25 protein-coding genes and 1 pseudogene are annotated in these 23815 nt (G+C 73.1%); 14 read left to right on the plus strand and 12 right to left on the minus strand.

Annotated elements, in window-relative coordinates:
* Window positions 1-80 precede the first annotated feature (80 nt).
* On the plus strand, window positions 81-527 hold the full coding sequence (locus ACFV5H_RS27120) for a nitroreductase family deazaflavin-dependent oxidoreductase (RefSeq protein ID WP_385054738.1): 447 nt from the start codon (window positions 81-83) through the stop codon (window positions 525-527).
* A 61-nt stretch (window positions 528-588) separates the two neighbouring features.
* On the opposite strand, the gene ACFV5H_RS27125 is transcribed toward ACFV5H_RS27120, so the two are convergent.
* Window positions 589-1554: a cation diffusion facilitator family transporter gene (locus tag ACFV5H_RS27125; RefSeq protein WP_385054735.1), complete on the minus strand. Its 966-nt coding sequence runs from the start codon at window positions 1552-1554 to the stop codon at window positions 589-591.
* Window positions 1555-1655: 101 nt separating this feature from the next.
* Here ACFV5H_RS27125 and ACFV5H_RS27130 point away from each other — a divergent pair, with 101 nt between their 5' ends.
* Both ACFV5H_RS27130 and ACFV5H_RS27135 read left to right on the plus strand, forming a co-directional pair.
* Complete coding sequence (locus ACFV5H_RS27130; protein WP_385054733.1) at window positions 1656-2684, plus strand: glutathione S-transferase family protein; 1029 nt, start codon at window positions 1656-1658, stop codon at window positions 2682-2684.
* Between the two features lie 65 nt (window positions 2685-2749).
* Window positions 2750-3061: a DUF4235 domain-containing protein gene (locus ACFV5H_RS27135; RefSeq protein ID WP_385054730.1), complete on the plus strand. Its 312-nt coding sequence runs from the start codon at window positions 2750-2752 to the stop codon at window positions 3059-3061.
* A 41-nt stretch (window positions 3062-3102) separates the two neighbouring features.
* Here ACFV5H_RS27135 and ACFV5H_RS27140 read toward each other — a convergent pair whose 3' ends face one another.
* Complete coding sequence (locus ACFV5H_RS27140; protein ID WP_385054797.1) at window positions 3103-3495, minus strand: VOC family protein; 393 nt, start codon at window positions 3493-3495, stop codon at window positions 3103-3105.
* Between the two features lie 612 nt (window positions 3496-4107).
* Here ACFV5H_RS27140 and ACFV5H_RS27145 point away from each other — a divergent pair.
* The 3 genes from ACFV5H_RS27145 to ACFV5H_RS27155 all read left to right on the plus strand — a co-directional run bounded on the left by ACFV5H_RS27145 (window position 4108) and on the right by ACFV5H_RS27155 (window position 5896).
* On the plus strand, window positions 4108-4488 hold the full coding sequence (locus tag ACFV5H_RS27145; protein WP_385197668.1) for an anti-sigma factor antagonist: 381 nt from the start codon (window positions 4108-4110) through the stop codon (window positions 4486-4488).
* A gap of 131 nt (window positions 4489-4619) precedes the next feature.
* Window positions 4620-5291 (plus strand): DUF4230 domain-containing protein, encoded by a 672-nt coding sequence (locus ACFV5H_RS27150; RefSeq protein ID WP_385054724.1) that lies wholly within the window; start codon window positions 4620-4622, stop codon window positions 5289-5291.
* Between the two features lie 59 nt (window positions 5292-5350).
* On the plus strand, window positions 5351-5896 hold the full coding sequence (locus ACFV5H_RS27155) for a VanZ family protein (RefSeq protein ID WP_385054722.1): 546 nt from the start codon (window positions 5351-5353) through the stop codon (window positions 5894-5896).
* Window positions 5897-5929: 33 nt separating this feature from the next.
* On the opposite strand, the gene ACFV5H_RS27160 is transcribed toward ACFV5H_RS27155, so the two are convergent.
* Together ACFV5H_RS27160 and ACFV5H_RS27165 are read right to left on the minus strand one after the other, a co-directional pair.
* Window positions 5930-6175, minus strand: a complete 246-nt coding sequence (locus tag ACFV5H_RS27160) for a hypothetical protein (RefSeq protein ID WP_385054720.1) — start codon at window positions 6173-6175, stop codon at window positions 5930-5932.
* A 67-nt stretch (window positions 6176-6242) separates the two neighbouring features.
* Window positions 6243-7052, minus strand: coding sequence for an SDR family oxidoreductase (locus tag ACFV5H_RS27165; RefSeq protein WP_385197670.1), 810 nt, complete (start codon window positions 7050-7052; stop codon window positions 6243-6245).
* A 234-nt stretch (window positions 7053-7286) separates the two neighbouring features.
* Between ACFV5H_RS27165 and ACFV5H_RS27170 the strand changes: the two genes are divergently transcribed.
* The 5 genes from ACFV5H_RS27170 to ACFV5H_RS27190 all read left to right on the plus strand — a co-directional run bounded on the left by ACFV5H_RS27170 (window position 7287) and on the right by ACFV5H_RS27190 (window position 11888).
* Window positions 7287-7943 carry an HAD family hydrolase gene (locus ACFV5H_RS27170; RefSeq protein WP_385197671.1) on the plus strand — a complete coding sequence of 219 codons (657 nt, stop codon included), beginning with the start codon at window positions 7287-7289 and terminating at the stop codon, window positions 7941-7943.
* Window positions 7944-8008: 65 nt separating this feature from the next.
* A complete protein-coding gene (locus ACFV5H_RS27175; RefSeq protein ID WP_385197695.1) occupies window positions 8009-9205 on the plus strand; it encodes an aromatic acid exporter family protein in 1197 nt (398 codons plus the stop codon).
* Window positions 9206-9491: 286 nt separating this feature from the next.
* Complete coding sequence (locus tag ACFV5H_RS27180) at window positions 9492-10460, plus strand: SDR family NAD(P)-dependent oxidoreductase (protein ID WP_385197673.1); 969 nt, start codon at window positions 9492-9494, stop codon at window positions 10458-10460.
* A 47-nt stretch (window positions 10461-10507) separates the two neighbouring features.
* On the plus strand, window positions 10508-11539 hold the full coding sequence (locus ACFV5H_RS27185) for an SDR family oxidoreductase (RefSeq protein WP_385054708.1): 1032 nt from the start codon (window positions 10508-10510) through the stop codon (window positions 11537-11539).
* Window positions 11540-11606: 67 nt separating this feature from the next.
* Window positions 11607-11888: a hypothetical protein gene (locus ACFV5H_RS27190; RefSeq protein WP_385054705.1), complete on the plus strand. Its 282-nt coding sequence runs from the start codon at window positions 11607-11609 to the stop codon at window positions 11886-11888.
* Window positions 11889-12192: 304 nt separating this feature from the next.
* Here the strand turns inward: ACFV5H_RS27190 and ACFV5H_RS27195 are convergent, their stop codons facing one another.
* A complete protein-coding gene (locus ACFV5H_RS27195) occupies window positions 12193-13482 on the minus strand; it encodes an ROK family protein (protein WP_385054702.1) in 1290 nt (429 codons plus the stop codon).
* A gap of 91 nt (window positions 13483-13573) precedes the next feature.
* The gene (locus ACFV5H_RS27200; RefSeq protein ID WP_385197675.1) at window positions 13574-14554 is read right to left on the minus strand and encodes a phosphotransferase family protein; all 981 of its coding nucleotides are present in this window, start codon (window positions 14552-14554) and stop codon (window positions 13574-13576) included.
* Between the two features lie 173 nt (window positions 14555-14727).
* Between ACFV5H_RS27200 and ACFV5H_RS27205 the strand changes: the two genes are divergently transcribed.
* Both ACFV5H_RS27205 and ACFV5H_RS27210 read left to right on the plus strand, forming a co-directional pair.
* The gene (locus ACFV5H_RS27205; RefSeq protein WP_385054697.1) at window positions 14728-15216 is read left to right on the plus strand and encodes an FBP domain-containing protein; all 489 of its coding nucleotides are present in this window, start codon (window positions 14728-14730) and stop codon (window positions 15214-15216) included.
* A gap of 80 nt (window positions 15217-15296) precedes the next feature.
* Window positions 15297-16532 (plus strand): aromatic acid exporter family protein, encoded by a 1236-nt coding sequence (locus ACFV5H_RS27210; RefSeq protein WP_385054694.1) that lies wholly within the window; start codon window positions 15297-15299, stop codon window positions 16530-16532.
* Window positions 16533-16573: 41 nt separating this feature from the next.
* Here the strand turns inward: ACFV5H_RS27210 and ACFV5H_RS27215 are convergent, their stop codons facing one another.
* Entirely contained in the window at window positions 16574-17302 is a 729-nt protein-coding gene (locus ACFV5H_RS27215) for a DUF2470 domain-containing protein (RefSeq protein ID WP_385054692.1), read from the minus strand.
* An 88-nt stretch (window positions 17303-17390) separates the two neighbouring features.
* Window positions 17391-17999, minus strand: a complete 609-nt coding sequence (locus ACFV5H_RS27220) for a TetR/AcrR family transcriptional regulator (protein ID WP_385197676.1) — start codon at window positions 17997-17999, stop codon at window positions 17391-17393.
* Window positions 18000-18117: 118 nt separating this feature from the next.
* On the opposite strand from ACFV5H_RS27220, the gene ACFV5H_RS27225 reads away from it, so the two are divergent.
* Window positions 18118-19560 carry a cytochrome P450 gene (locus tag ACFV5H_RS27225; protein ID WP_385054686.1) on the plus strand — a complete coding sequence of 481 codons (1443 nt, stop codon included), beginning with the start codon at window positions 18118-18120 and terminating at the stop codon, window positions 19558-19560.
* Between the two features lie 292 nt (window positions 19561-19852).
* Here the strand turns inward: ACFV5H_RS27225 and ACFV5H_RS27230 are convergent, their stop codons facing one another.
* The 4 genes and pseudogenes from ACFV5H_RS27230 to ACFV5H_RS27245 form a co-directional block, all read right to left on the minus strand.
* On the minus strand, window positions 19853-20743 hold the full coding sequence (locus ACFV5H_RS27230) for a sigma-70 family RNA polymerase sigma factor (protein WP_385197697.1): 891 nt from the start codon (window positions 20741-20743) through the stop codon (window positions 19853-19855).
* Between the two features lie 5 nt (window positions 20744-20748).
* A complete protein-coding gene (locus tag ACFV5H_RS27235; protein WP_385197677.1) occupies window positions 20749-21492 on the minus strand; it encodes a PIG-L deacetylase family protein in 744 nt (247 codons plus the stop codon).
* 57 nt (window positions 21493-21549) lie between these two features.
* Entirely contained in the window at window positions 21550-22851 is a 1302-nt protein-coding gene (locus ACFV5H_RS27240) for an alpha/beta fold hydrolase (protein ID WP_385059430.1), read from the minus strand.
* Between the two features lie 100 nt (window positions 22852-22951).
* A pseudogene (locus ACFV5H_RS27245) lies at window positions 22952-23710 on the minus strand (substrate-binding domain-containing protein); the annotation flags it as partial.
* Between the last annotated feature and the right edge of the window lie 105 nt (window positions 23711-23815).

Consider the following 23815-nt stretch of genomic DNA (forward strand, 5'->3'; position numbering starts at 1 on the left):
TCGGATGAATTCGGCGTGCGGTGGTGTTGCAGGGGTGATCGACTCGGCCGCAGTGACACGAGAGCGACGGGATGGATGCCATGCCCCTGCAAGGTGAGTACGAGCCCAGTCCGACACAGTGGGTGCGCGAACAGGTGGAGCTGTACGAGAGTTCCGGCGGCACGGAGGGGACGACCCTGCAGGGCAGGCCCGTCATCGTGCTGACCAGCCGGGGCGCGAAGAGCGGCAGGCTGCGCAAGACCCCGTTGATGCGGGTCGAGCACGAGGGACGCTACGCGGCGGTGGCCTCGCTGGGCGGCGCGCCCAAGCACCCGGTCTGGTACCACAACGTCACGGCCGACCCGCACGTCGAACTCCAGGACGGGCCGGTCAGGCAGGACATGACGGCCCGTGAGGTCACCGGGGAGGAGAAGGCCGAGTGGTGGAAGCGCGCCGTCGCGGCCTTCCCCCCGTACGCCGACTACCGGAAGAAAACGGACCGCGAGATCCCGGTCTTCGTGCTGGAGCCGGACGGGCAGCGGGACTGAGCCCCGGAGAATTTCCCGTGTTCCGGTGTGCATGAAGCTCCGGGATCCGGGCACGCGTGGTTCAGGCCCCGCCGCGTTCCCCCGTCGCGGCGGGGCTTTCCCATGCCTCCCGCGCCTCCGGGTCCCCCCGTTCGGTGACGTCGAGGAAGATCTGTTCCGCTTCGGGCACCTCACGGGCGATGGACCGCTTGATGCGTACGGCGACCTCCTCCACCCGCTCGCTGTCCATCCCGGGCATCAGGTCGACGCGGGCCGCCACCAGGGCGGTGTCCAGGCCCGTCTTCATCGTGAAGAGCGCCTCCACGCTGTCGATCTCGGGCTGCTCCCCCAGCAGTTCCCGGATCCGGTCGCTCGCCTCCGGGTCGGCGGCCTCGCCGATCAGCTGGTCGCGGGCGTCGCGGCCGAGCCGGAAGGCGACGTAGACCAGCAGCGCCCCGATGGCGAGCGAGGCGGACGCCTCCCACACCACCTGTCCGGTGATCATGTGCAGCGCCATGCCCACGATCGCCAGGGTGACGCCCACCACCGCGGTGCCGTCCTCGGCGACCACCGTGCGCAGCGCCGGATCACGCAGTCCGCTGCCCAGGCCGCCCTGCCGGCGCACCTGATACAGGGCGCGCAGCAGGGAGCCGCCCTCGGCGAGCAGGGCGACGCCGAGCACGATCAGTCCGGCGACATAGCCGCTCAGCTTCTCGTCGCCACCGTTCCTGAGGGCCTCGACGCCCTGGAAGAAGCTGAAGCAGCCGCCCATCACGAAGATCCCGACGGCGGCGAGCAGTGACCAGAAGAACCGCTCCTTGCCGTAGCCGAACGGGTGACGGCGGTCGGCCGGGCGCCGGCTGCGCCGCAGTGCGGCCAGCAGGAACACCTCGTTCAGGCTGTCGGCGACCGAGTGCGCCGCTTCCGACAGCAGTGCGGGGGAGGACGCGGCCAGTCCGCCGACGGCCTTGGCGACGGCGATCACCAGATTGGCGGCGAGCGCCACCAGCACCGTGATCCGGGTTCTGCGATCCGATCGAGTACTCACCCTCGGCCGATTGCCCCGGTCGGCCCATGCCACACCGTGCCGTCGGCGGAAAACGGGGAACGCGGTCACAGGGACGTACCGACGGCGAGAAGGAGACCATCATGGGTGGCCGCGACGACGGGGGCGGCGGCAACAGCGCGTACGGCAGGAAGGCGTTCAAGCGGTCGAAGGCCCACTTCGCGGACCGGATCACGGCGGACGGGCGGGACGGGTGGCCGGTGGAGGCCGGGCGCTACCGGCTCGTGGTGAGCCGCGCCTGTCCGTGGGCGAGCCGGGCGCTGGTGTCCCGGCGGCTGCTCGGGCTGGAGGACGCGCTCTCCCTGGCCGTCACGGACCCGGTCCAGGACGACCGGAGCTGGCGCTTCACCCTGGATCCGGACGGCCGCGACCCGGTGCTCGGCATCCGGTATCTGAGCGAGGCGTACGACCGGCGGGAGACGGATTACCCGGGTGGGGTGAGCGTGCCGGCGGTCGTGGACGTGCCCAGCGGGAAGCTGGTCACCAACGACTATCAGCGGATCACCCTGGACCTCGCGACGGAGTGGACGGCCCTGCACCGTGAAGGGGCGCCCGACCTGTACCCGCGGGCGCGGCGCGACGAGATCGACGCGGTGACGGAGGACGTCTTCCAGGACGTCAACAACGGCGTGTACCGGGCGGGGTTCGCCACCGGGCAGGAGGAGTACGAGGCCGCGTGCACGGCGGTGTTCCGGCGGCTGGAGCTGCTGGCGCGGCGGCTGGAGCAGCAGCGGTACCTGGTCGGCGACACCATCACCGAGGCGGACATCCGTCTGTTCACCACGCTGGTGCGGTTCGACGCGGTGTACCACGGCCACTTCAAGTGCAACCGGTGGAAGCTGGCGGAGAACCGGGTGCTGTGGGCGTACGTCCGCGATCTGTACCAGACGCCCGGCTTCGGCGACACCGTGGACTTCGACCACATCAAGCGGCACTACCACCAGGTGCACACCGGCATCAACCCGTCCGGCATCGTGCCCCTCGGTCCCGACCTGGCCGGCTGGACGGCGCCCCACCACCGGGAGGAGCTGGGCGGCCGGCCGTTCGGGGACGGCACCGCGCCCGGTCCGGTGCGGGCAGGCGAGGAGGTGCCGGCGCCGGGGCGCCCCTGAGCCGCCCGGTCCTCCCCGACGATCCATCCACCGACGAGACGACACAGCCGACCTAGGAGATCCACGTGGCGAAGAAGAGCAAGAAGGCGAAGAAGAAGCTGCCCCTGGCGTACAAGCCGATCGGCTTCGCGCTGGGCTGGACCAGCGGCACCGTGGCGGGGATGGCGTTCCAGAAGACCTGGAAGGTGATCCGGCACGAGGACAACGCGCCGGACGCGCTGGACCGGGACCGCCGCTGGGGGGAGATCCTGCTGGCCGCGGCGATCCAGGGCGCCATCTTCGCGGTGGTGCGCAGTGCCGTGGACCGGGCCGGTGCCAAGGCCATCGAACGCTCCACGGGCACCTGGCCGGTCCCGGACAAGGGCGGCCGCGACTGACGCGCCGTACGGCCGGCCCGCCGCCCCCCCACGGCGGCGGGTCAGCCCTGTTTGGGCGCCGTCGACGTGCCCCGGCGGACGGTGAAGGAGTGGCCCGCCGGGTCGGCGTAGCCGCGTTCCCCGGTGGGCCCCGAGGCGTCGCCCGCCTCCATCGGTCGCCCGCCGAGGCCCACGATCAGGCGTTCCACCGCGTCCAGGTCGTCCACCACGAACTCCAGGTGCGCCTGGAGGGAGTTCTCCGGGCGGGGCCAGCTCGGGGCGGTCGCGTTCACGTCGCGGCGCAGCGCCATACGGAAGCCGTCGGCGGCCCGGATCTCCACCCGGTTGACATGGGCGTCGACGTCCTCCGCACCCAGCAACTCCTTGTAGAACTCGGCGAGTTTCTCGGGTTCGGCACAGTCGAGCACCACCACGCCGGCCGTCACCAGGGTCATGTTCTCCTCCGCGGGAGTCCGGGGCACGGGGCGCTCCTGCCCCGCCCTGTACGTGACACCTGTCCCCGCTCGCCGGATTCAGTCATGTTCACGTGCGGGCGCACGCGCCTCAACTGGCGTACGCGGCAACGGAGATCACCAGCGGCCATGACGTAGATCATTTGGGGTCGGGGCGTTCCCGTAGCGCTTCCCGATTCGACTCACTCATCTGGCAGCCGAGTTCGAGTGCCCGGGCGGCCGTCCGAGCGGGCCGGGCGGGGCCCGGTGGACGGTCTGCCGACCGTGTGAGACGGCCGTGCCGGGCGACAGGGGCCCGCGCCGCGAAGCGACCCGTCGCGGAATGGTCAACTCGCGTCGTCCGTAAGGAACTTATCGGGTCGGCAATCCTGTTGATCAAGTTCGCCCGCTGCCGGAAGCAAGGATTCCGCCACGCTCCGGCGAGGCTTTCCCGGGCCGACCGGCCGGTTCGAAAGAAGTCGGTCGCAATTCGAAGACATATGTCAATCGAACATGCTCAAATGCACTCGACCGAAGGTAACTTGCAGGGTGTGAACCGGCGTTGGGACCGGTTCACACCCCCGTTGCACAGAGCAGGCTGGAGGCGATGGCGTCGTGCGGTACGAACCTGCACCGCTGACCCGGCATCTGCGCGTCCGCCACGACCGGGGACACACGGTGCTGGAGCTCCGCGGTGAGATCGACATCGCCGCGGCCGCGGAGATCGTCCCGCATCTGGACATGGCGACCGCCGAACCGGACGCCCGGATCGTGATCGACCTGACCCACGTCGAGTTCTTCGACCTCTCCGGGCTGCGCCTGCTGTACCGGGCCCGGCAGCGGCTCGCGGACGGGCCCGGCCGGCTGCGTCTGGTGTGCGCCCACCCGCTGACCCTGCGCATGCTGCGGATCACCGGCACCTCCCGCCTGCTGCCGCCGTGGCCGACCCTGGACGCGGCCCTGGAACGGCCCGAGGCCCCCTCAGGACCGGCCTGACCACCGGGTCCGCGGCCTGACGCCCGCCGTGCGCCCCCGCGTGCCCCCGGTGCGGTCGTCCGTTCCTCGACTTCCCTGTCTGTACCGGGAACTGAGGGGCATTCGGTCAGGGAGGAAGGAGGGCCGTCGCCATGACGACTCCGACGACTCCCGTCAAGGGACGGATCGCGCGCGTACCCGGATGGGTGAAGGCGCTCGGCGCGGTGGTGCTGCTGCTCGTCGTGCTGTTCGCCGGGATCCGGCTGAGCCTGCTGCCGGGCCTGAAGGACCTGTTCGGCACGGAGACCGAGGACCGCTCCGGGCCCGCGCTCCTGGAGTCCATCCAGGACATCAGCCGCTACGACGCCGCCTCGGGCAACTTCCAGGTGGTGGTGGACCTGGAGAAGGACGCGAAGTTCCTGCCGGACGCCGTCCGCGGCAGCCGCACGCTGTACGTGGGCGCGGGCACCGTCGACGCCTATGTCGACCTCGGGAAGCTGGACAAGGACGACGTACGGGTCGACGACGACCGTACGTCCGCCACGCTGCGGCTGCCGCACGCCCGCCTGGGCAAGCCGGCCCTGGACCCCGAGCGCTCCTACGCCGTGTCCAAGCAGCGCGGGCTGTTCGACCGGCTCGGCGACCTCTTCTCGGACAACCCCAACAGCGAGCAGGCCGTCCAGAAGCTCGCCGTGCGGCACATCGGCGACGCGGCGAAGGAGAGCGGACTCACCACCCGGGCCGAGACCAACACCACGGAGATGCTCGAAGGACTGCTGCGCTCCCTGGGGTTCGAGGAGGTGCGGGTCAGCTACGGCGAGTGACCCGCACGGCCGGGGGTAATCGGCGTACCACGTAAGGAAGTTGACGACTGGAGGACAGAATGGCCCGCGCCGTCCCGCATCCGCGCTCACTGTTCCACCGGCGTCCGCGACCGTCCGGGCGCGGCACCGCGGAGGGCGGCCCGCGGCGGCCTCTTCCGTTGCTTCCGCGGTTGCTGGCGATGCTGTGCGCCTTCATGTTCATGGTCGTCTTCGCCGTGGTCCTGGCCCGGCTCACCCTGCACCCCTCCCCCGCCTCGGAGGCGCTGACCCACACCAATCTGCATCCGGGCCGCTCGCTGAGGGCCTATCTGGACCAGCCCGCGCTGCGTGACGCCGTGCGCCAGATCGGCGGCAACATCCTGCTCGGCGTGCCCTTCGGTGTGCTGGCGCCGGTCGTCGCACCGCGCACGCGCGGCTTTCTGCGGGTGCTGGTGCTGACGGCCGTCGTGATGCTGCTGGTGGAGTGCGCGCAGGGGGCCCTGGTGACCGGACGCGCCTTCGACATCGACGACGTCATCCTGAACACCGGCGGGGCGCTGCTCGGTTACCTGCTGGTGGGCCGCCGCCTGAGCCGGGCCGTACACGCACGCCGCCCGAAGGCCTGACCCCCGGGGCCGCTGCTTCTGGTCCCGAGGGGGTCATGGGGCTCCGCGCAGAGTCCAGGTGAACTTGTCGCCGCCCACCCAGCGGACCACGTCCGGGTCGTCCAGGTCGTGGACCGTGATCCCGAACGCGGCGGCGGCGTGCAGGACGTCGGTGACGGTCTTCGCCTCGCCGACCACCTGTCCGTCGATCTCCACGATCCGGAACGGCGGAGTCCCGGGCTGTACCCCGAGCACCATGATCCGCGGGTGCGACATGTACGGGCTCGCGCTTTCGGTCATGCATCGAGGGTAGAGCGCGAACGGTGCGAACGCGGTGTGCGGGCGCGGTGCGCGGGCGCGCCTCCCGTCAGGGCCGCCGCCAGTCGTCACTCGTCAGGTGCGACCCGGCCTGCGGTCCCATCCGGAGCATTCCGCCGTCCACGCTCCAGGAGGCACCGGTGACGTACGAGGCGTCGGGCCCGGCGAGGAAGGCGATGACCGCGGCGACCTCACGGGCGTCGCCGGGCCGTCCCAGGGGGACGCCGGGACGGCTCTCGGTGTGCGGGTCGGTGTCCTCCTGGCCGGTCATGGGCGTGGCGATCTCCCCGGGGGCGACCGCGTTGACGGTGATGCCGTGCTCGGCGAGTTCCAGCGCCATCACCTGGGTGAGCAGTCCGAGGCCGCCCTTGGCGGCGCAGTACGGCGCGGCGCCCACGCGGGGCTGGTGCTCGTGCACGGACGTCACGTTGACGATGCGGCCCCCGTCGCCCTGCCGGATCATGTGCCGCGCCGCCTTCTGCCCGCACAGGAACGGGCCGATCAGATCGACGTCGAGGACCTCGCGCACCTTCGACAGCTCCAGGTCGAGGAAGGGCGTCATGGTGCCCGTACCGGCGTTGTTGACCAGCACGTCGACGCGGCCCAGGCGGTCGCACAGCTCGTCGACCGTGTCCGCGGCGGCGGGCAGCCGGGTGAGGTCCAGGTGCGCCACCTCGGCCCGCCGTCCGTGCGCCCGCACCTCCCGCGCCGTCTCCTCGGCGCCCTCGCGGTCGCTGTGCCAGGTGACGCCCACGTCCATGCCCGCGGCGGCCAGGCGTACGGCGGTGGCCCGGCCGATGCCGGAGTCCGCGCCGGTGATCACGGCGACCCTGCCGCTCGGGGTGGCGGGAACGGACATACGGGCCTCCTGACCGACGACGGCGGGTGCGGGACGTCGCAGTACCCCGCACGTACGGGGCCAACCCCCGCGTCCGCGTCTTCCGCACCGCGGCACGCGCGCGCCGCCGGACCGGGTGGTCGCCCCTGGCCCGTGGACGGGCCGCCGGCGTGGGCCCGGGAGCGGAAGGCGCCTTCCGGAGTGGCGGGCGGCCGAGGTGGTACCCGTACCGCTCCCCTCAAGGAAGGACCACGTATGGAACGGGCTGCCGTGTTCGACGTCGACGGCACTCTGGTCGACACCAACCATCTGCATGTGACGGCCTGGTGGGAGGCCTTCCGGCAGGCGGGGCACCGGGTGCCGATGCACGCCGTCCACCGGGCCGTGGGCCTGCCCTCCTCCGACCTGGTCGCCCATCTGCTGGGCGAGGACCGGGACACCGGCCGCGACGACGAGCTGAGCGCGGCGCACAAGGCGCTGTACGGGCAGTACTTCGACCGGCTGCCCGCGCTGCCGGACGCCGGCCGGCTGCTGAAGCGGCTGCACCGGGACGGCTGGACGGTGGTGCTCGCCACCTCGGCGAGCGGTGCCGAGCTGAGCGCGCTGCGCCGGGCGATCGACGCGGACGAGGCGATCGGCGCGACGGCGAGCGCCGACGACGTGGCGGAGGGCAAGCCCGCGCCGGAGCCCGTCGAGCACGCCCTGGAGCTGGCCGGGGTGCCCGCGGAGCGGGCGGTGTTCGTCGGTGACACGGTGTGGGACATGCGGGCGGGCAGCCGTGCCGGGGTGCGCTGCGTGGGTGTGCTGTGCGGCGGCATTCCCCGCGCCGACCTGGAGGAGGCCGGCGCGGACGCGGTCTACGCCGACCCGGCGCATCTCCTGGCGTCCCTGTCGGACAGCCCTCTGGCATGACGCAGGGCATGTCACGAGTGCGGGAAAAGGCCGGGCGGGGTGACGCCGTGAGGCGGACGGCTCCGATGGCGCGGGTCCGGGACGCCGTGAGGCGGACGGCTCCGGTGGCGCGGGTGCGGGACGCCGTGCGGTGGGACGCGCGGTCCGTCGGCCGCGCGGCACGGGCCGCGTGGCGGGGGCCGGGGCGGGAACGGGATCTGCTCGTCCAGTCGCTGAAGGCCGCCGCGGCGGCGCTGCTGGCCTGGCTGCTGGCGCGGGTGTGGCTCGACGACCCGATGGCCCTGATGGCGCCCTGGGTGGCGCTGGTCCTGGTGCAGGCCACCGTCTACAGCTCGCTGGTGCAGGCGGCACGGCAGTTCACGGCGATCTGCGTGGGAGCCCTCGTGGCGTCGGGGGCGCAGGCGGTCACCGGCGACACCACGGGCGCCCTGGCGCTGTCCGTGCCGGTGCTGGTGCTGCTGTCGAACTGGTCGCGCTTCGGCGACCAGGGCATCTACGCCGCCACCACGGCCGTCTTCACGATCGCCACGGGAACGGTGAGCGCGGTCGCCGTCGGGCACCGGCTGGGGCAGGCGGCGCTCGGCGCGGTCATCGGTGTCGCCGTCAACGCGCTGGTCCTGCCGCCGGTCCACCTGCGGGACGTACGGGAGAACCTGGCGGCGCTCGCCCGTGAGGCGGGTGACGTACTGCACGCCGTCGCCGGGGATCTGCGCGGGGGCGAGTGGGACGCGCAGACCGCCACGGGCCGGCTCGACGCCGCGGCACGGCTGCAGAGCCGTCTGGAGGCGCTGCGCTCGGCCCGCGGCTGGAGCAGGGAGAGCCTGCGGCTGACCTCGGGCGTCCTGCGCGCCGTGCACCGGGCGCCGACGGAGGCGCTGCCGCCGGAGTACGAGGACGAGCGGTTCAGCCGCGTCACCGGACATGTCACGGCGCTGACCCGCACGCTCGCGGTGGCCGCCGACGAGGACCGTACGCCCGCCGCGCCGGACGCCGCGGTGCTGAGCTGCTACGCGGAACTGCTGGAGCTGCTCGGCGACGCCTGCCACGCGGAGGCCGACCGGCTCCTGGACGGCGGCACGCGCGTGGACGCCCTCCTGGACGAGCGGACCGAGACCGTGATGCGGGACCTTCACGAGAAGCTCCAGGACAGTCTGCGCGTCCATGCCGGTGAGGGCGCCGCGCGGACGGCCGTCCTGGGCACGCTGGTGCTCCAGGCCGAGAACCTCTGGGCCGACCTCGACAGCGGTGCGCGGGACCGGTGACACACGTCACGCCCACGAGCGACCGGAAGCGGAACACCGAGGGGTGGTTCCCCGTTGAACAGACCGTGGGTGCGGACGGGACAGTGTCCCCGGGCCTCACCATTCGCCCACAGGGACGATCGTCCGGCTGAAGCCCTGTGGAGCCCCTCGCCGAGAGGCGACCGCCGTGCGTACCCACCACCGAGCCGCCCCGGCCGTGATTCCCCCGTCGCGGCCGGGGCTTCCTCCTGCCCCGCTCCGGGCGTCGCTTGACTTCGAGAGCGCTCCAATTCGTAGCGTGACGGACATGAACGACAACAGCAGCACCCAGCACAGGATCGGCTCGGGCTTCGGTGCCCGCAGCACCGCGGACGACGTCCTCGAGGGCGTCGACCTGACCGGACGGCTCGCGCTGGTCACCGGCGGCTACTCCGGACTCGGCCTGGAGACCACCCGCGCCCTCGTCAAGGCCGGTGCCCGGGTCGTCGTCCCCGCTCGCCGCCCCGGCTCCGCGCGGGAGGCGCTGGAGGGCCTGGAGCACGTCGAGGTGTCCGAGCTGGACCTCGGCGACCTGGAGAGCGTGCGCCTGTTCGCCGACCGTTTCCTGGCGTCCGGGCGGACCCTGGACATCGTGATCGGCAGTGCCGGGATCATGGCCTGTCCGGAGACCCGGGTCGGGCCCGGCTGGGAGGCCCAGTTCGCCACCAACCACCTCGGGCACTTCGCCCTCGTCAACCGTCTGTGGCCGGCCGTCGAGCCCGGCGGCGCCCGCGTGGTGTCCGTCTCCTCGCGCGGGCACCACGCCTCCGGCATCCGCTGGGACGACGTCCACTGGGAGCGCGGCTACGACAAGTGGGAGGCGTACGGGCAGGCGAAGACCGCCAACGTGCTGTTCGCCGTGCACCTCGACCGCCTCGCCCGGGACCGTGGCGTCCGTGCCTTCTCCCTCCACCCGGGCGGCATCCTCACCCCGCTCCAGCGGCATCTGCCCCGGCAGGAGATGGTGGACCGGGGGTGGATCGACGAGCAGGGAAACCCGCTGAACCCGGAGGGCTTCAAGACCCCGCAGCAGGGCGCGGCCACCCAGGTCTGGGCCGCCACCTCGGCACGGCTGGACGGCATGGGCGGGCTCTACCTGGAGGACTGCGACGTCGCCGAGCCGGCCTCGGACGACGACGGCCGCACCGGGGTCAAGGACTGGGCGGTCGACCCGGAGCAGGCGGCCCGCCTGTGGGAACTCTCGGCCCGTCTGACGGGCGTGAACGCCTTCGCGTGAGGGGTACTCGGCCGGTTCCGCGGAGCAGCGGCCGAGAGGAGCGGAAGGTGAGCAGCACAGCGGGCAGGAGGGTCGTCGTCACGGGCGCCACCGGCAATGTCGGGACCAGCGTGGTGCGGGTCCTCTCGCAGGAACCGGAGGTCGGCTCCGTACGGGGCCTGGCACGGCGGATCCCCGACCTGTCGCTTCCGGGGACCGAGTGGTCGGCGGTGGACCTGGCCTCGGACCGGTCCGATCTCGTCGGGGAGTTCACCGGCGCGGACGCGGTGGTCCATCTGGCGTGGGCGTTCCAGCCGACGCACGATCCGGCGGCCACCTGGCGCACCAATGTGCTGGGCAGCATGCGGGTGTTCGACGCGGTGGCCGAGGCGGGGGTGCCGGCTCTGGTGCACGCCTCGTCGGTCGGGGCGTACTCGCCGGGCCCGAAGGACCACGCGGTGGACGAGTCGTGGCCGACGCACGGCTGGCCGGACGCCGCGTACTGCCGGGAGAAGGCGTACCTGGAGCGGGCCCTGGACACGTTCGAGCGTGATCATCCGGGGACGCGGGTGGTACGGATGCGGCCCGCGTTCCTCTTCAAGCGGGAGTCGGGGAGCGAGCAGCGCCGTATCTTCGGCGGCCGTTTCCTGCCGGGCCAGCTCGCGCGGCCCGATCTGCTGCCCGTCCTCCCGGACGTTCCGGGGCTGCGGGTGCAGGCGCTGCACACCGACGACGCGGCCCACGCCTACCGGCTGGCCGTGCTGTCCGCCGAGGCGCGGGGCGCCTTTAACCTCGCCGCGGAGCCGACGGTCGACGCGGAGCTGCTCGGGGAGATGCTCGGCACGCGCCGGGTACGGCTGCCGCGTACCGCCGCGCGCTCGGCGGTCGCCGCCGCGTGGGGGCTGCGGCTGCTGCCGGCGTCGCCGCATCTGTTCGACGCCGTGCTGAGGCTGCCGCTGATGGACTGCACGCGTGCGCGCGTGGAGCTCGGCTGGCGGCCGGAGCACACGGCGACGCAGGTGGTCGAGGAGTTCCTGCTGGGCATGGAGCAGGGCGCCGGGGAGGACACGGAACCGATGCGGGGCCGCAAGGTCGGCTGAGCACCGGGTTTCACCGGTCCGCGCGGAGGTACCCGCGAGGGTCGTGTACGAACGAAGGGAGAGCGTCGTGACCGACCACCGCCTCGAAGGGCCCGGCGAGAACGGCGCCGGTGTCCCCCGCGACCTGCCCGACCAGCAGGCCGGCCCCGGTGAGGACCCCTGGGAGGTCGCGCCCGCCGCGGCGGAGCGGGAGAGCGGGAAGAAGGCCGACGAGTCGGAGGAGCCCGAGTCCGGCGAAGCCGGGTCCGACGTGCCGGACACGGACGAGGCCGGTACCGGCCGGCAGGGTGCCCCGCACTCGGCGTCCCCCAACCCGGAACAGCCCGTGCCGGACGAGTCCTCCGCGTGACCGGCCCGCGCGGGGCGGGTCGGCGGCGGCGTCCACGTCACACGGCCGGCCCGCCGCGCAGGGCCGTCGCGCCGGGCCCCGCGGCCCCGCTGGGGGCGTCGTTCGGATCGTGCCGGGGCCGCGGGCCCTGGTACGCGCTCCCCCGGAGGGAGGACCCAGCGGCGTTGTCGTCGGTCCTCGACTCCCCCACGCCCGGCTTCGCCCGAGCGGGAGGGCCCCTGCGCGGGAGGGACCCCCGTCGCCCCCGCTCGGCCCGGCCGCGAGGCGCCGTCGTCCGAAGCCGGCCCGACCCGGACGGCACCCCCTAGCGCGGGGTGCGTTCCTGGAGGGCCGTGTGCCAGGCGGGCGGCGGGGACTGCGGGTCCGGGTCGGGGCGGCGGCCGCCGCGGGCGAAGAAGTCGGCGAGCGGCAGGATAGCGGCGCCGACGGTGACCGCGTCGGGGCCGAGCCGGCCCAGTTCGATCGTCACCTTCTCGGCCGGGTGGCGCAGCGCGTACGACAGGGCGTGCCGGTGCACGGCCGGCAGGAAGCGGGAGCCGAGCTGGAGGCCGGCCCAGCCGCCCATGAGGATGCGCTCGGGCTGGAAGAGGTTGATCAGGTCGGACAGGCCCGCGCCCAGGTACTCGGCGGTCTCCTCCAGCACGGCCAGCGCGACGGGGTCGGGGGCGCTGTCGTCGGCCGGGTAGGCGGCGGCGAGCATGGCCGTCAGTGCCGTCTCCTCGTCCGTGCCCCCGGGCACCCGGCCGCCCTCCTCGCGCCACCGGGCGAGCAGTGACTCGGCACCCGCGTACGCCTCCAGGCAGCCGAGCGCGCCGCAGCGGCAGCGGCGTCCCCTGACCCGTACGGTCAGGTGCCCCCATTCGACCGCCCGGCCGTGTTCCACCTCGGGCGTGACCAGGCAGGCGCCGACGCCGGAGCCGAAGAGGACGACGAGGGCGTTGCGGGCGCCGCGTCCGGCGCCGAACCACATCTCGGCCTGGCCGAGGGTCTTGGCGCCGTTGTCGATGAAGTACGGCACCGTGTCGGGCAGGGGGGACCCGGCGCGCAGCAGGGACTCCAGGGGGACGGCGTCCCAGCCGATGGTCTGGCCGTGCACGACGGCGCCCCGGTCGGGGGTGTGCTCGACGATGCCGGGGACGCCGATGCCGACGCCGAGCAGCCGCTCGGGGGCGAGGCCGGCGCCGGCGAGCACCTCGGCGATGCCGGAGCGGATGTGGTCGACGATGACCTCGACCTCGTAGCGCTGCTGCTCCAGCGGGCGCTGCGCGCGGGCGAGCTCGGTGAGGGTCAGGTCGAACAGTTCGACGCGGACCCGGGTCTCGCCCACGTCGACGCCGATCATGTGGCCGCTGACCGGTGCCACCCGCAGCAGGGTGCGTGGGCGGCCGCCGTCGGAGTCGACGCTGCCGGCCTCCTCCACGAGGCCGTCGGCGACCAGGTCCGCGACGACGTTGCTCACCGATCCGGAGCTGAGCCCGGTCGCGGGGCCGAGCTCGAAGCGGCTCAGCGGGCCGTCGAAGTACAGCCGTTGCAGCACGGCCGTGCGGTTGGCCCGCCTGAGGTCGCGCACCGTGCGCCCGTTCCGCCCCGCCATGTGGCTCCTTCCGAAACCCTGTCCGACCTGCAACATACCGCCGGGAACCGGCCGGGCGCGACTTTTCAGCACCCTTATTTCATGATGTGAACTAACAGGGTTCGCCGATTTCGTCCAACGCGGCCTCCAGTTCCGGGGCGACGGCGGCCTGAAGCCATCGTTCGTGCTCGTCCCCGCTCGCCCGCGGAACCGTCTCGGTGAGCATGATCAGGTAGAGGTAGGCGCAGTAGAGGGCGAGCCGGACACGGGCCGCCGGGTCGAAGACGGCCCGGCCCCCGGCCTCCCCGTATCCGGTGAGAAACGCCTCGTCCGTCCTGATGTCGCCGAGCAGCGCCAGGGAGACGAAGTCGGCGAGCGGGTCGCCCCAGAGCATGCGCTCCCCGTCGACGATCCCGCCGATCCGGGCCTCCCCCGCCGCCGGGCGCTCCACCAGGATGTTGCCCGGCCACAGGTCGAAGTGGACGAGAACCGGCACGGTGACCTCGTCGAGCGCCCCGGCGGCGGTACGGATCACGGCCGCCACCTCGTCGACGGGGCGGGGCAGCCGGGCACCGTAGTCCCGGGCGTCGGCGAGGACGGCGTCGGTCATCGTGGTGAACGCGGTCCGCCAGTCGGGGGCGAGCGGGCCGAGGGCGCCGGACGGGTAGCCGAACCCCGGCCCGGTCACCCGGTGCAGCCGGGCCACCTGACGGCCGAGCTCCGTACGCAGCGCCGCCCGCTCCCCGCCGGCCGGCTCCACCCGCGTCCAGGGCTCGCCCGGACAGGCGGTCATCAGCAGATACGGTACGGAGGTGTCGCCGCCGACGGACACGGCGTGCGGGGCGGATACGCCGGCCTCGGCGGCTCCGGCGCAGAAGTCCGCCTCGGAGACGAGCAGGCGCCGCTCGTGCCGGAGGCCGGGGGTGGCGGGCGGGGGCGGGACCTTGAGCACATAGCGGCTGCCGTCGGCGAGGAGGAGTTCCTCGACGGTGTTGTAGGTGCCCCCGCTCAGCGGGCGCACCCCGGCGAGCGTGCCGGGCGGCAGTCCCGCCTCCGCGAGCACCCGGCGGGCCCGCTCCCAGGAGTCCCCCATCGTCCGCACCCCTCCCCTTCGGCGACTGCGGTACAGCGTACGGAACGCACGGGGGCGCGGTCCCCGGTGAAAATCGCTGGCTCCCCCCGACACCGGATATCTACCCTGAACCAGAAACCTAGACCCCCTAGGTTTCGAAAGAGCACACAGAGAACACGCCAGGAGACGACCCCATGCGAGCACTCACCGAGCAGGACATCCGCGGTTCGTTCATCAACTGCTCGAAGGGTGAGGCCAAGCGGCTGGCCGTACCGCGCGACCTGGGCGAACGCCCCTGGGACGACCTCGACTTCCTGGGCTGGCGCGATCCGGGCGCACCCGACCGCAGCTATCTCGTCACCGAGCGGGAGGACCGTCTCGTCGGGGTGGCCATGCGCTTCCAGCCGGCCCGGCGCGGCTTCCTGCACCGCAGCATGTGCTCCCTGTGCCTGACGACCCACCCGCGCGGCGGTGTCGCCCTGATGACCGCGCGCAAGGCGGGCCCGGCCGGCCGAGAGGGCAACTCGGTCGGCGCCTACATGTGCACCGACCTCGCCTGCTCCCTCTATCTGCGCGGCAGGAAGGTCCCGGAGACCGGTGCCCGCTTCGAGGAGAGCCTCACCCTGGAGGAGCAGATCGCCCGCACCAGGGGCCACCTGTTCGCTTTCCTCGACAAGCTGTAGGAGCGGCCGTCTGTCCTCCGGGGGACTGCCGTCGCAGGTGAACACGTTCGATGCGTCCGAGGAAGGGGAACCGTCCGAGGATGCAAGTGGTACGTGAGATGACCGCGCCGGCCGTCGAGTTCGTCAAGCGGCGCCGGGACCCGATGACCGTGCAGATGGTGAGGTCGACCGCCGCGGCGACGGTCGCCTACGTCATCGCGGTACGGCTGAGTCCGGAGGCCGCGCCGCTCACCGCGCCGCTCACCGCGCTGCTCGTCGTCCAGGTCACCCTGTACTCCACGCTCACCACCGGGATGCGCCGGGTGAACTCCGTGGTGACCGGCGTCGTCGTGGCGATCCTCTTCAGCCTCCTGGTGGGCCTGACCTGGTGGAGTCTGGGCCTGCTCATCCTGGCGTCGCTGATCATCGGCCATCTGGTGCGGGTGGACGAGTTCGTGCCCGAGGTGGCGATCAGCGCGATGCTGGTGCTCGGCGTGACCACGCACGGGGACACCGCCTGGGCCCGGATCGTGGAGACACTGATCGGGGCGTTCGTCGGGATGGGGTTCAACCTCCTGCTCGCCCCGCCCGTGTGGGTGGAGGAGGCCGGGGAGTCGATCGAGGAGCTGGCGCGCCGGGTACGGCAGCTGATGCTGCGGATCGGCGAGGAGGCGGCGGGCCGCACACCCCCGCACCACGCGGAGGCCCGGCTGCACGAGGCCCGCCGACTGGACCACGACATCACCGAGGTCGACGCGGATCTCCGGCAGGCGGAGGACAGCCTGCGGCTCAATCCGCGGGTGCGCGAGGGCCTGCTGCACCGGGTGGTGCTGCGCACCGGCCTCGACACGCTGGAGATCTGCACGGTGGTGCTGCGGGTGCTGGCGCGCACACTGACCGACCTGACCAAGGAGCGCGACCCGGAACGGCTGTTCGATCCGGAGACGGGCGCCGTCTTCGAGGAGCTGCTGTCCGAGATCGCGGACGCCGTGGTCAGCTTCTCGGTGCTGGTGACCACGAGCGTGAGCGCGAACGCCGAGTCGGCGGAGGAGCGGCTCGCCTCCCAGCTGCGGCAGGCGGCCGCCACCCGCGACAGGCTGGCCCGGCTGCTCTTCGAGGAGGCCCGGCGCGACGCCCGCCAGTGGCAGTTGCTGGGCGCCGTGCTGACCGAGGTCAACCGCATCCTCGACGAGATGGACACCGAGCACCGCACGCGCCGGCTGCTCGAGGAGCTGGACCGGCACTCGCGGGAGCAGCGCGAGCGGCTGCCGCGGCTCACCCGGATGCGGGAGCGGCTGCACCGCAGGCGCGAGGGCGCCTCCCACCGTTCCCAGTGACGTACCCGGCCGGAGGCACCCGTGTGGCCGAGTCCTCCGTGTCATCCCTCGCCGTCCGTGCGCTGCCGCTGCAGCGCACGGGGGCAGGAGGCGGCGCCCGCCTGGGCGAGCAGCACGTGCACGCGCTCGGTGAGCTGCGAGACGTCGTCGGCGGGCGCGTGGAACGGCAGGCGCACGTCACCGTCCGCGCGGAGGCGTTCGATGCGCAGGGTCAGTCCGTGCCGGTCGACGGCGAGCGGCTGGACGCGGACCGCGCCGTGCAGGCTGCCGTGGTCGACCAGCCGGGTCAGCCGTTCGACCGCGTCGGCGTGGCAGTCGGCGAGGTGGGTCAGCAGCCGGGCCTCGGCGGCGGCGAGCGGGTCGGGCCCGGCGGCGGCGAACTCGTCGGCGTCGACCACCAGGGCACCGGACGGCTGCCGCAGCACCACGCGCGTGGGCCGGAAGACGAGGTGGCCGTCCCGCACGGCGAACCAGCCGGCCAGCCACAGCCGGGCGCGGATCCGGTTGCGTACGGGGACGGGTGCCACGTCGGCGAACTCCAGCACGGCGGACGGCTCGCCGCGGGGTGCGCAGATCGCGGCGGCGAGCAGGGCGCTGTCCTCGGGCACGTGCAGCAGCACCCTTCCGTCGTCGGTCACACCGTGCGCGCCGACGAGCTCCTCCCTGGTGCCCTCCGCGGTCACCGCGCAGGACCATGCGGCGGCGAGCACCGAGCGGGCCCGTTCCGCCGCGCCGGGCGCGGCCGTCCAGCCGTGTGTGTCGTCAGCCATCCCCGAACCTCCTCTTAGGTAAGCCTTGCCTAACCTATCGAAGATCGGGGTGCGCGCCAACCGGGTGGGGTGATCCTCACCAGACCTTTCAGGGCGCGAGGACGCCCAGCAGGGCGCGTGCGCACAGGTCACGCACCTGCTCGCGGTCCTGTTCCGGGCCGCGCAGCCACTCCAGGCAGACCGCCGTGGTGAAGGCCAGCCAGCCGCGCACGGCGAGCCGGGTGTCCGGTCGCGCCTCGAAGACGGGGCCGAACTCGGGATCCGCGGCGAGCGCCGCCAGGATCTGCCGCTCCTGCGCGGCCAGCGCCCGCTGGTAGACCCGGCGCACCGCCTGGTCCCCCGCCGCGTCGGCACGGTGGAAGGCGCGGTAGCCGTGCGCGTGGGCCTCGACGTACTCCAGGTACGCGTCGAGGCCCGCCGCGAGCTGCTCGCGCACCGGGACGCCGGGAACCGCCGCCGTCATCCGCAGCATCCGCTCGCTCTCCCGCTCCACCACCGCCGCGAAGAAGTCCCGCTTGGTCGGGAAGTAGTGGTAGAGCAGCCCCCGTGAGACCCCGGCGATCTCGGCGACCTGCTCGATCCACACGTCGTCGTAGGGGCTCTCCGAGAACAGCCGCGCACCGACCGACAGAAGCTGCTCCCGGCGCTCCGCGGTGCTGAGCCGACGGCGCGTGCGCCCGCCCTGGTTCACGGCCATCCCCGCACTTTACTTGACGCCCGTTCAGCGGCCGGACCAGACTGAACCCGCCTTATTGAACTCGCGTACAACACGTCAACGCGTCGCACTCGCGCGCCGGGCCGAAGGAGATCGCGTCATGGCGGAGACGACGACACGGGCCGTACCGCCGAAGGGGTTCCGCAGCGCGGAACACGGCTGGCCGGAACTGCACCGCATCCCCCACCCGCCGTACCGCCTGCCGCTGCTCGGTGACGTCCTCGGGGCGAGCAGGCGCACGCCCGTGCAGGACTCACTGAAGTACGCCCGCCGGCTGGGGCCGGTCTTCCGGCGGAGCGCCTTCGGCAAGGAGTTCGTGTTCACCTGGGGTGCCGGGCTGGTGGCCGATCTGGCCGACGAGTCGCGGTTCGCCAAGCACGTCGGGCTGGGCGTCGCCAATCTGCGGCCGGTCGCGGGCGACGGGCTGTTCACCGCGTACAACCACGAGCCCAACTGGCAGCTCGCGCACGATGTGCTGGCCCCCGGGTTCAGCCGGGAGGCCATGGCCGGTTACCACCCGATGATGCTGGCCGTGGCGGAGCGGCTGACGGACCACTGGGACCGTGCGGCGGCCGGGGGACGGTCGGTGGACGTGCCCGGGGACATGACCAGGCTGACGCTGGAGACGATCGCGCGCACCGGGTTCGGGCACGACTTCGGGTCCTTCGAACGGTCCCGTCCGCACCCGTTCGTCACGGCGATGGTCGGGACGCTCAGCCACGCCCAGCGGCTGAACAGCGTTCCCGCGCCGCTGAGCCCGCTGCTGCTGCGCCGGGCGGGGCGACGGAACGCGGCCGACATCGCGTGTCTCGACCGCATCGTCGACGAGGTGGTCCGGGTCCGGCGGGCGGAGGGCGGCGGGGGCGGGGATCTGCTGGACCGGATGCTGGAGACCTCGCATCCGGAGACCGGGGAGCGGTTGTCGGCGGAGAACGTCCGCCGACAGGTGATCACATTCCTGGTCGCCGGTCATGAGACCACCTCGGGCGCGCTCTCCTTCGCGCTGCACTATCTTTCCCGGCATCCCGATGTCGCGGCCCGTGCCCGTGCCGAGGTGGACCGCGTCTGGGGCGACGCGGTGGCGCCCGGGTACGAGCAGGTGGCCAAGTTGCGTTATGTGCGCAGGGTGCTGGACGAGTCGCTGCGGTTGTGGCCGACCGCGCCGGCCTTCGCCCGGGAGGCTACGCGGGACACGGTGCTGGGTGGGGAGCATCCGATGCGGCGGGGGGCGTGGACGCTGGTGCTGACGCTGATGCTGCACCGGGATCCCGAGGTGTGGGGGGCGGATGCGGAGCGGTTTGATCCGGAGCGGTTCGATGCGGGGGCGGTGCGGGGGCGGCCCGCGCATGTGTTCAAGCCCTTCGGGACGGGGGCTCGGGCGTGTATCGGGCGGCAGTTCGCACTGCATGAGGCGGTGCTGGTGCTGGGGTTGCTGCTGCGGCGGTACGAGTTGCGGGCCGAGCCCGGGTATCGGTTGCGGGTGACCGAGCGGCTCACGCTGATGCCGGAGGGGCTGCGGCTGCATCCGGAACGGCGGGGGTGAGTCTCGGGTCTCAGGTGCGTCGGGGTGGGGCGGGGGTGGGTTTGCGCAGCCCGGCGCTCGCGGGGTGCCGTCGCGCCCACCCGTGCCGCCCCAGCGGCACGACTGCCCGCGGGAACGGGCGGCATACGGCTGCCCGCGGGGAACGGCGGGGAGCCGCGGGGACGCGGCATGCGGCTGCCCGCGGGAACGGCGGCAGGTCCCCGCGGGAACGGCGAAGGCCGCGGGAACGGCGGCAGGTCCCCGCGGGAACGGTGAGGGCCGCGGGAACGGTGGCAGGTCCCCGCGGGAGTGGTCAGTCCTTCGGTGGCTCCAGGTGGGTGAGGCGGTCGGGGTCGGCCAGGATGTACATGGCGGTGATGTGGTTGTCGGTGACGGTGACGGACATGACCGATCGGATGCGGCCGTCGACCACGCTGAGCAGGCCCAGGGAGTCGTTGACCAGGGCCATTCGGCCGTCCGCGGTGTGGCGGGCGAACATGATCGCCGACTCGGCGACCGTCTTCGCGCCCCGGAGGATCTTGGATCCGGCCACGCCCCGGACCAGTGCGCCCGCGTCCGCCCGCAGCACCACGTCCGGGTGGAGGACGGCGACCAGCGCCTCGAAGTCACCGCCGCGCGCGGCGGCCATGAACGCTTCGAGGACCTGCTTCTGCCGGCCGAGGTCGGGGTCGGACGGAGGGGCCGTGTCCCGTACCCGGCGGCGGGCCCGGCTGGCGAGCTGCCGGGTCGCGGCCGAGCTGCGCTCCACCACCGGGGCGATGTCGTCGAACGGCACGGCGAACATGTCGTGCAGGACGAACGCCAGCCGTTCGTCGGGCTCCAGCGTCTCCAGGACCACCAGCATCGCCACGCCCACCGAGTCGGCGTGCAGCGCCTCCTGTTCCGGGTCCACCTGGGAGAGGGGTCTGATCACCGCGTCCGGGACGAACGTCTCGTCCATCGGCTGCTCACGGCGCGCGGTCCGCGAGCGCAGCAGGTCCAGGCAGATCCGGCCGGTCACGGTGGTCAGCCAGCCGCCGAGGTTGTCGATGTCGCCGGTGTCGGTGCGGCCCAGCCTCAGCCAGGCCTCCTGGACGGCGTCCTCCGCCTCGGGCAGCGAGCCGAGCATGCGGTAGGCGACCGCCTTGAGATGCCCGCGGTGCTCCTCGAAGCGCTCCGCCAGCAGTTCCTTGTCTCCGGCCACGGGGCTCACCGGGAGAACAGTTCGAAGGCGACCGCGGGCCGGTTGCCGAACCGCTTCCCCGTCTCCTCGGCGAAACCGGTCAGCAGACCGCGGGCGTACGCCTCCGGGTCCTCGTCGGTCAACGCCTCGATGTAGGTACGGTGTTCGAGCAGCGACGCGACCCCACGCTCCAGTCCGTCCGTCACGTCCACCGCGTGCGTGGGGCTGCCGGAACCGGCGACCGCCACCCAGCGGACGCCGTTCCAGGGTTCGAGGCCCCGCTCGACCAGCTCCGGGAAGATCCAGCGGTTGCCGGCGTCACCGGCCGCGTCGAGCACGGCCCGTCCGACGGCCACGTGGTCCGGGGTGTTCCAGTAGGTGCCGCCCCAGGTGTCCCGGTGGTTCAGGGTGATCACCAGCTCGGGCCGGTACCGGCGGATGGCGGCGGCGATGTCGCGGCGCAGCGCGGGGCCGTACTCGACGACCCCGTCCGCGTGGTCGAGGAAGCCGACCTCCGAGACGCCGACCACGGCCGCGCTCGCCCGCTGCTCGCGCTCCCTGAGCGGGCCGCACTTCGCCGGCTCCAGGGTGTCGATGCCCGCCTCACCACGGGTCGCCAGGACGTAGGAGACCTCGCGGCCGGCGTCGGTCCAGGACGCGATCGCCGCCGCACAGCCGTACTCGAGGTCGTCCGGGTGGGCCACCACGGCCAGGGCGCGCCGCCAGTCGTCGGGCATGGGTGGGAGTTGACTGATCGTCGGCTCGGTCATGTCCGCAGACTAACCCGCCGCACCGACATCCCACCGGGCCCGCGCCCGGCCCCGGACTCACGCCTCGTCGCGCGCCAGGGCGAGCAGCCGGTCCAGGACGCGGGGACCGCCGGCCCGGAGACCGTCGTGCTCGAACTCGTCGGTGACCCAGGTGCGCAGGCCGCGGATCGCGCGGGCCGTCCGCAGGGAGTGGGCGGTGTCGACGTACATGTCGTCGTGGTAGACGGCCGCCGCGACCGGGACCTCGTTGACGGCGAGGCGCGCCGGGTCGTACAGGGGCGTCCAGTCGGTGCGCGCGGCGAGCAGTTCGGCGGTCTCGCGCAGCGGGCGCAGCGCGGGGTCGCAGTCGAACATCCACGGGTGGATGGTCTCGCCGGTGAACAGCAGCGGCTCGTCGCCGGCGAGCGTCTTGGCCGCGTCGAACCGCGGGAACTCGGCCCGCACGCGCTCGGCGGACCAGGCGGTGGGCCGGGCGTCCTGGCCGTAGATCGCCTCGTGGACGAGCGCGTAGAGCGGGTGTCCGGCGTACGACAGCAGGCCCTGCGCCTGCTCCTGGAAGGCGTCGGAGAGTTCGTGGCCGCCCGGGGTGCGGACGAAGGCGTCCTCCAGGAGGAAGTGCAGCCGGTGGCTGCCCTCGCTGCCGCCCAGCATGATGCCGAGGGACTGGAAGGCCTCCACGGTGAGGCGGTAGCCGCCCGGGAGGACCACGTCGTGGGTGAGGAGGTGGTCGGCGATGCGGCGGGCGCGTTCGACGTCCTGCGGGTAGCGGGCGTAGTGCGCGGCGACCTTGCGTTCGACACGCGGGTAGGCGGCCCGGTAGACGTCGTCGGCGTGGGCGTCCAGGGAGGGCAGTCCGCCGGTGATCAGCGCGGTGTTCAGGCCCTCGGGGGCCATGGACAGGTAGGCGACGGTGCAGAAGCCGCCGAAGCTCTGGCCGAGGACGGTCCAGGGGGCGCCGCCGGTCACCTCGGGGCGGATGGCCTCGCAGTCCCGGACGATCGAGTCGGCGCGGAAGCGGGTGAGGTGGTCGGCCTGCTCGGCGGGGCCGCCGCGCAGCGGGAGCGTCTGCCGGCCGGCGGGGGTGGAGTGGCCGGTGCCGCGCTGGTCGAGGAGCAGGACCCGGTGGTCCTCCAGGGCACGGCCGAGCCAGGCGGGCTTCCCGACGAAACGGTTCGCCCCGAAGCCGGGGCCGCCCTGGAGGTAGAGCAGCCAGGGCAGGTCCTGGCCGGCCTTGTCACTGGCGACGACCTCGCGCGCGTACAGCTCGATCGTCTCCCCCGAGGGGTTGTCGTGATCGAGGGGCACGGTGAAGCGACGGTCGGTGAGGACCACTCCGGGCTGGCGGTAGCTGACGGACAACAGGGCTCCAGGGACGAACGGATTGTCGGATCGTGACCCAGTTCAGCACATGTTCGTCCGGCCAACGAGCCCGGGATCATGGAATTTTGCCGAATGCCCGTCAGCGGGCCGCCAGGCTGGAGCGCCGGACCACCAGTTCCGGGCGGAGCACGACCCGGCGGTGCTCGTGCGGCTCGGCCGCGTTCTCGCTCTCGGTCTCCTCCAGCAGCAGCTCGGCCGCCAGGGCACCCATGGTGACCGCGGGCTGCCGCACCGAGGTCAGCGGTACGGCGGCCGCGGCGGCGAACTCGATGTCGTCGTAGCCGACGATCGCGAGGTCGTCGGGGACACCGACGCCGGCCGCGTACATCGCCTGGAGCACACCGAGGGCGAGCAGGTCGTTGGCGCAGAACACGGCGGTGGGCCGGTCGGCGAGTCCGAGGAGGCGGGCACCCGCGTCGCGGCCGGCGGCGACGTCGAGCCGCTCGGTGGGCAGTTCGCGCAGGCAGTCGGGGCCCAGTCCGGCCTCGGCGAGGGCGTTCAGGGCGCCGGTGCGGCGGTCCCGGACCTGGTTCAGTCCGGGCGGGCCGCAGACGTACGCGATGGAGCGGTGCCCGGCGTCGACGAGGTGCCGCACGGCCAGCGCGCCGCCCGCCACGTCGTCCACGGAGACCGAGCACTCGGTGGTGCCCTCGGCGACCCGGTCGACCAGTACGAAGGGGATGCCGTGCCGGCGGAACGCCTCGATGTTGCGGCCGGTGGCGTCCGCCGGGGTGAGCAGCACGCCCCGCACCCGCTGCTCGGCGAAGAGGGAGAGGTACTCGGCCTCCTCGCCCGGGTTCTGGGCGCTGTTGCAGACCATCACGCCGAGCCCGGCCTCGGGGGGGGGGGGGGGGGGGGCGCCCCCGGGCGGGGCCCAAAAAAAGGGGGGCCACTAGGAGGAGAAGCCCGCCCAGCATGGGGGGGGGGCGGCGCCCCCCCGGAC

The sequence above is a fragment of the Streptomyces sp. NPDC059787 genome, assembly GCF_042732315.1.
In the GTDB taxonomy this organism is placed as follows: Bacteria; Actinomycetota; Actinomycetes; order Streptomycetales; family Streptomycetaceae; genus Streptomyces; species Streptomyces atrovirens.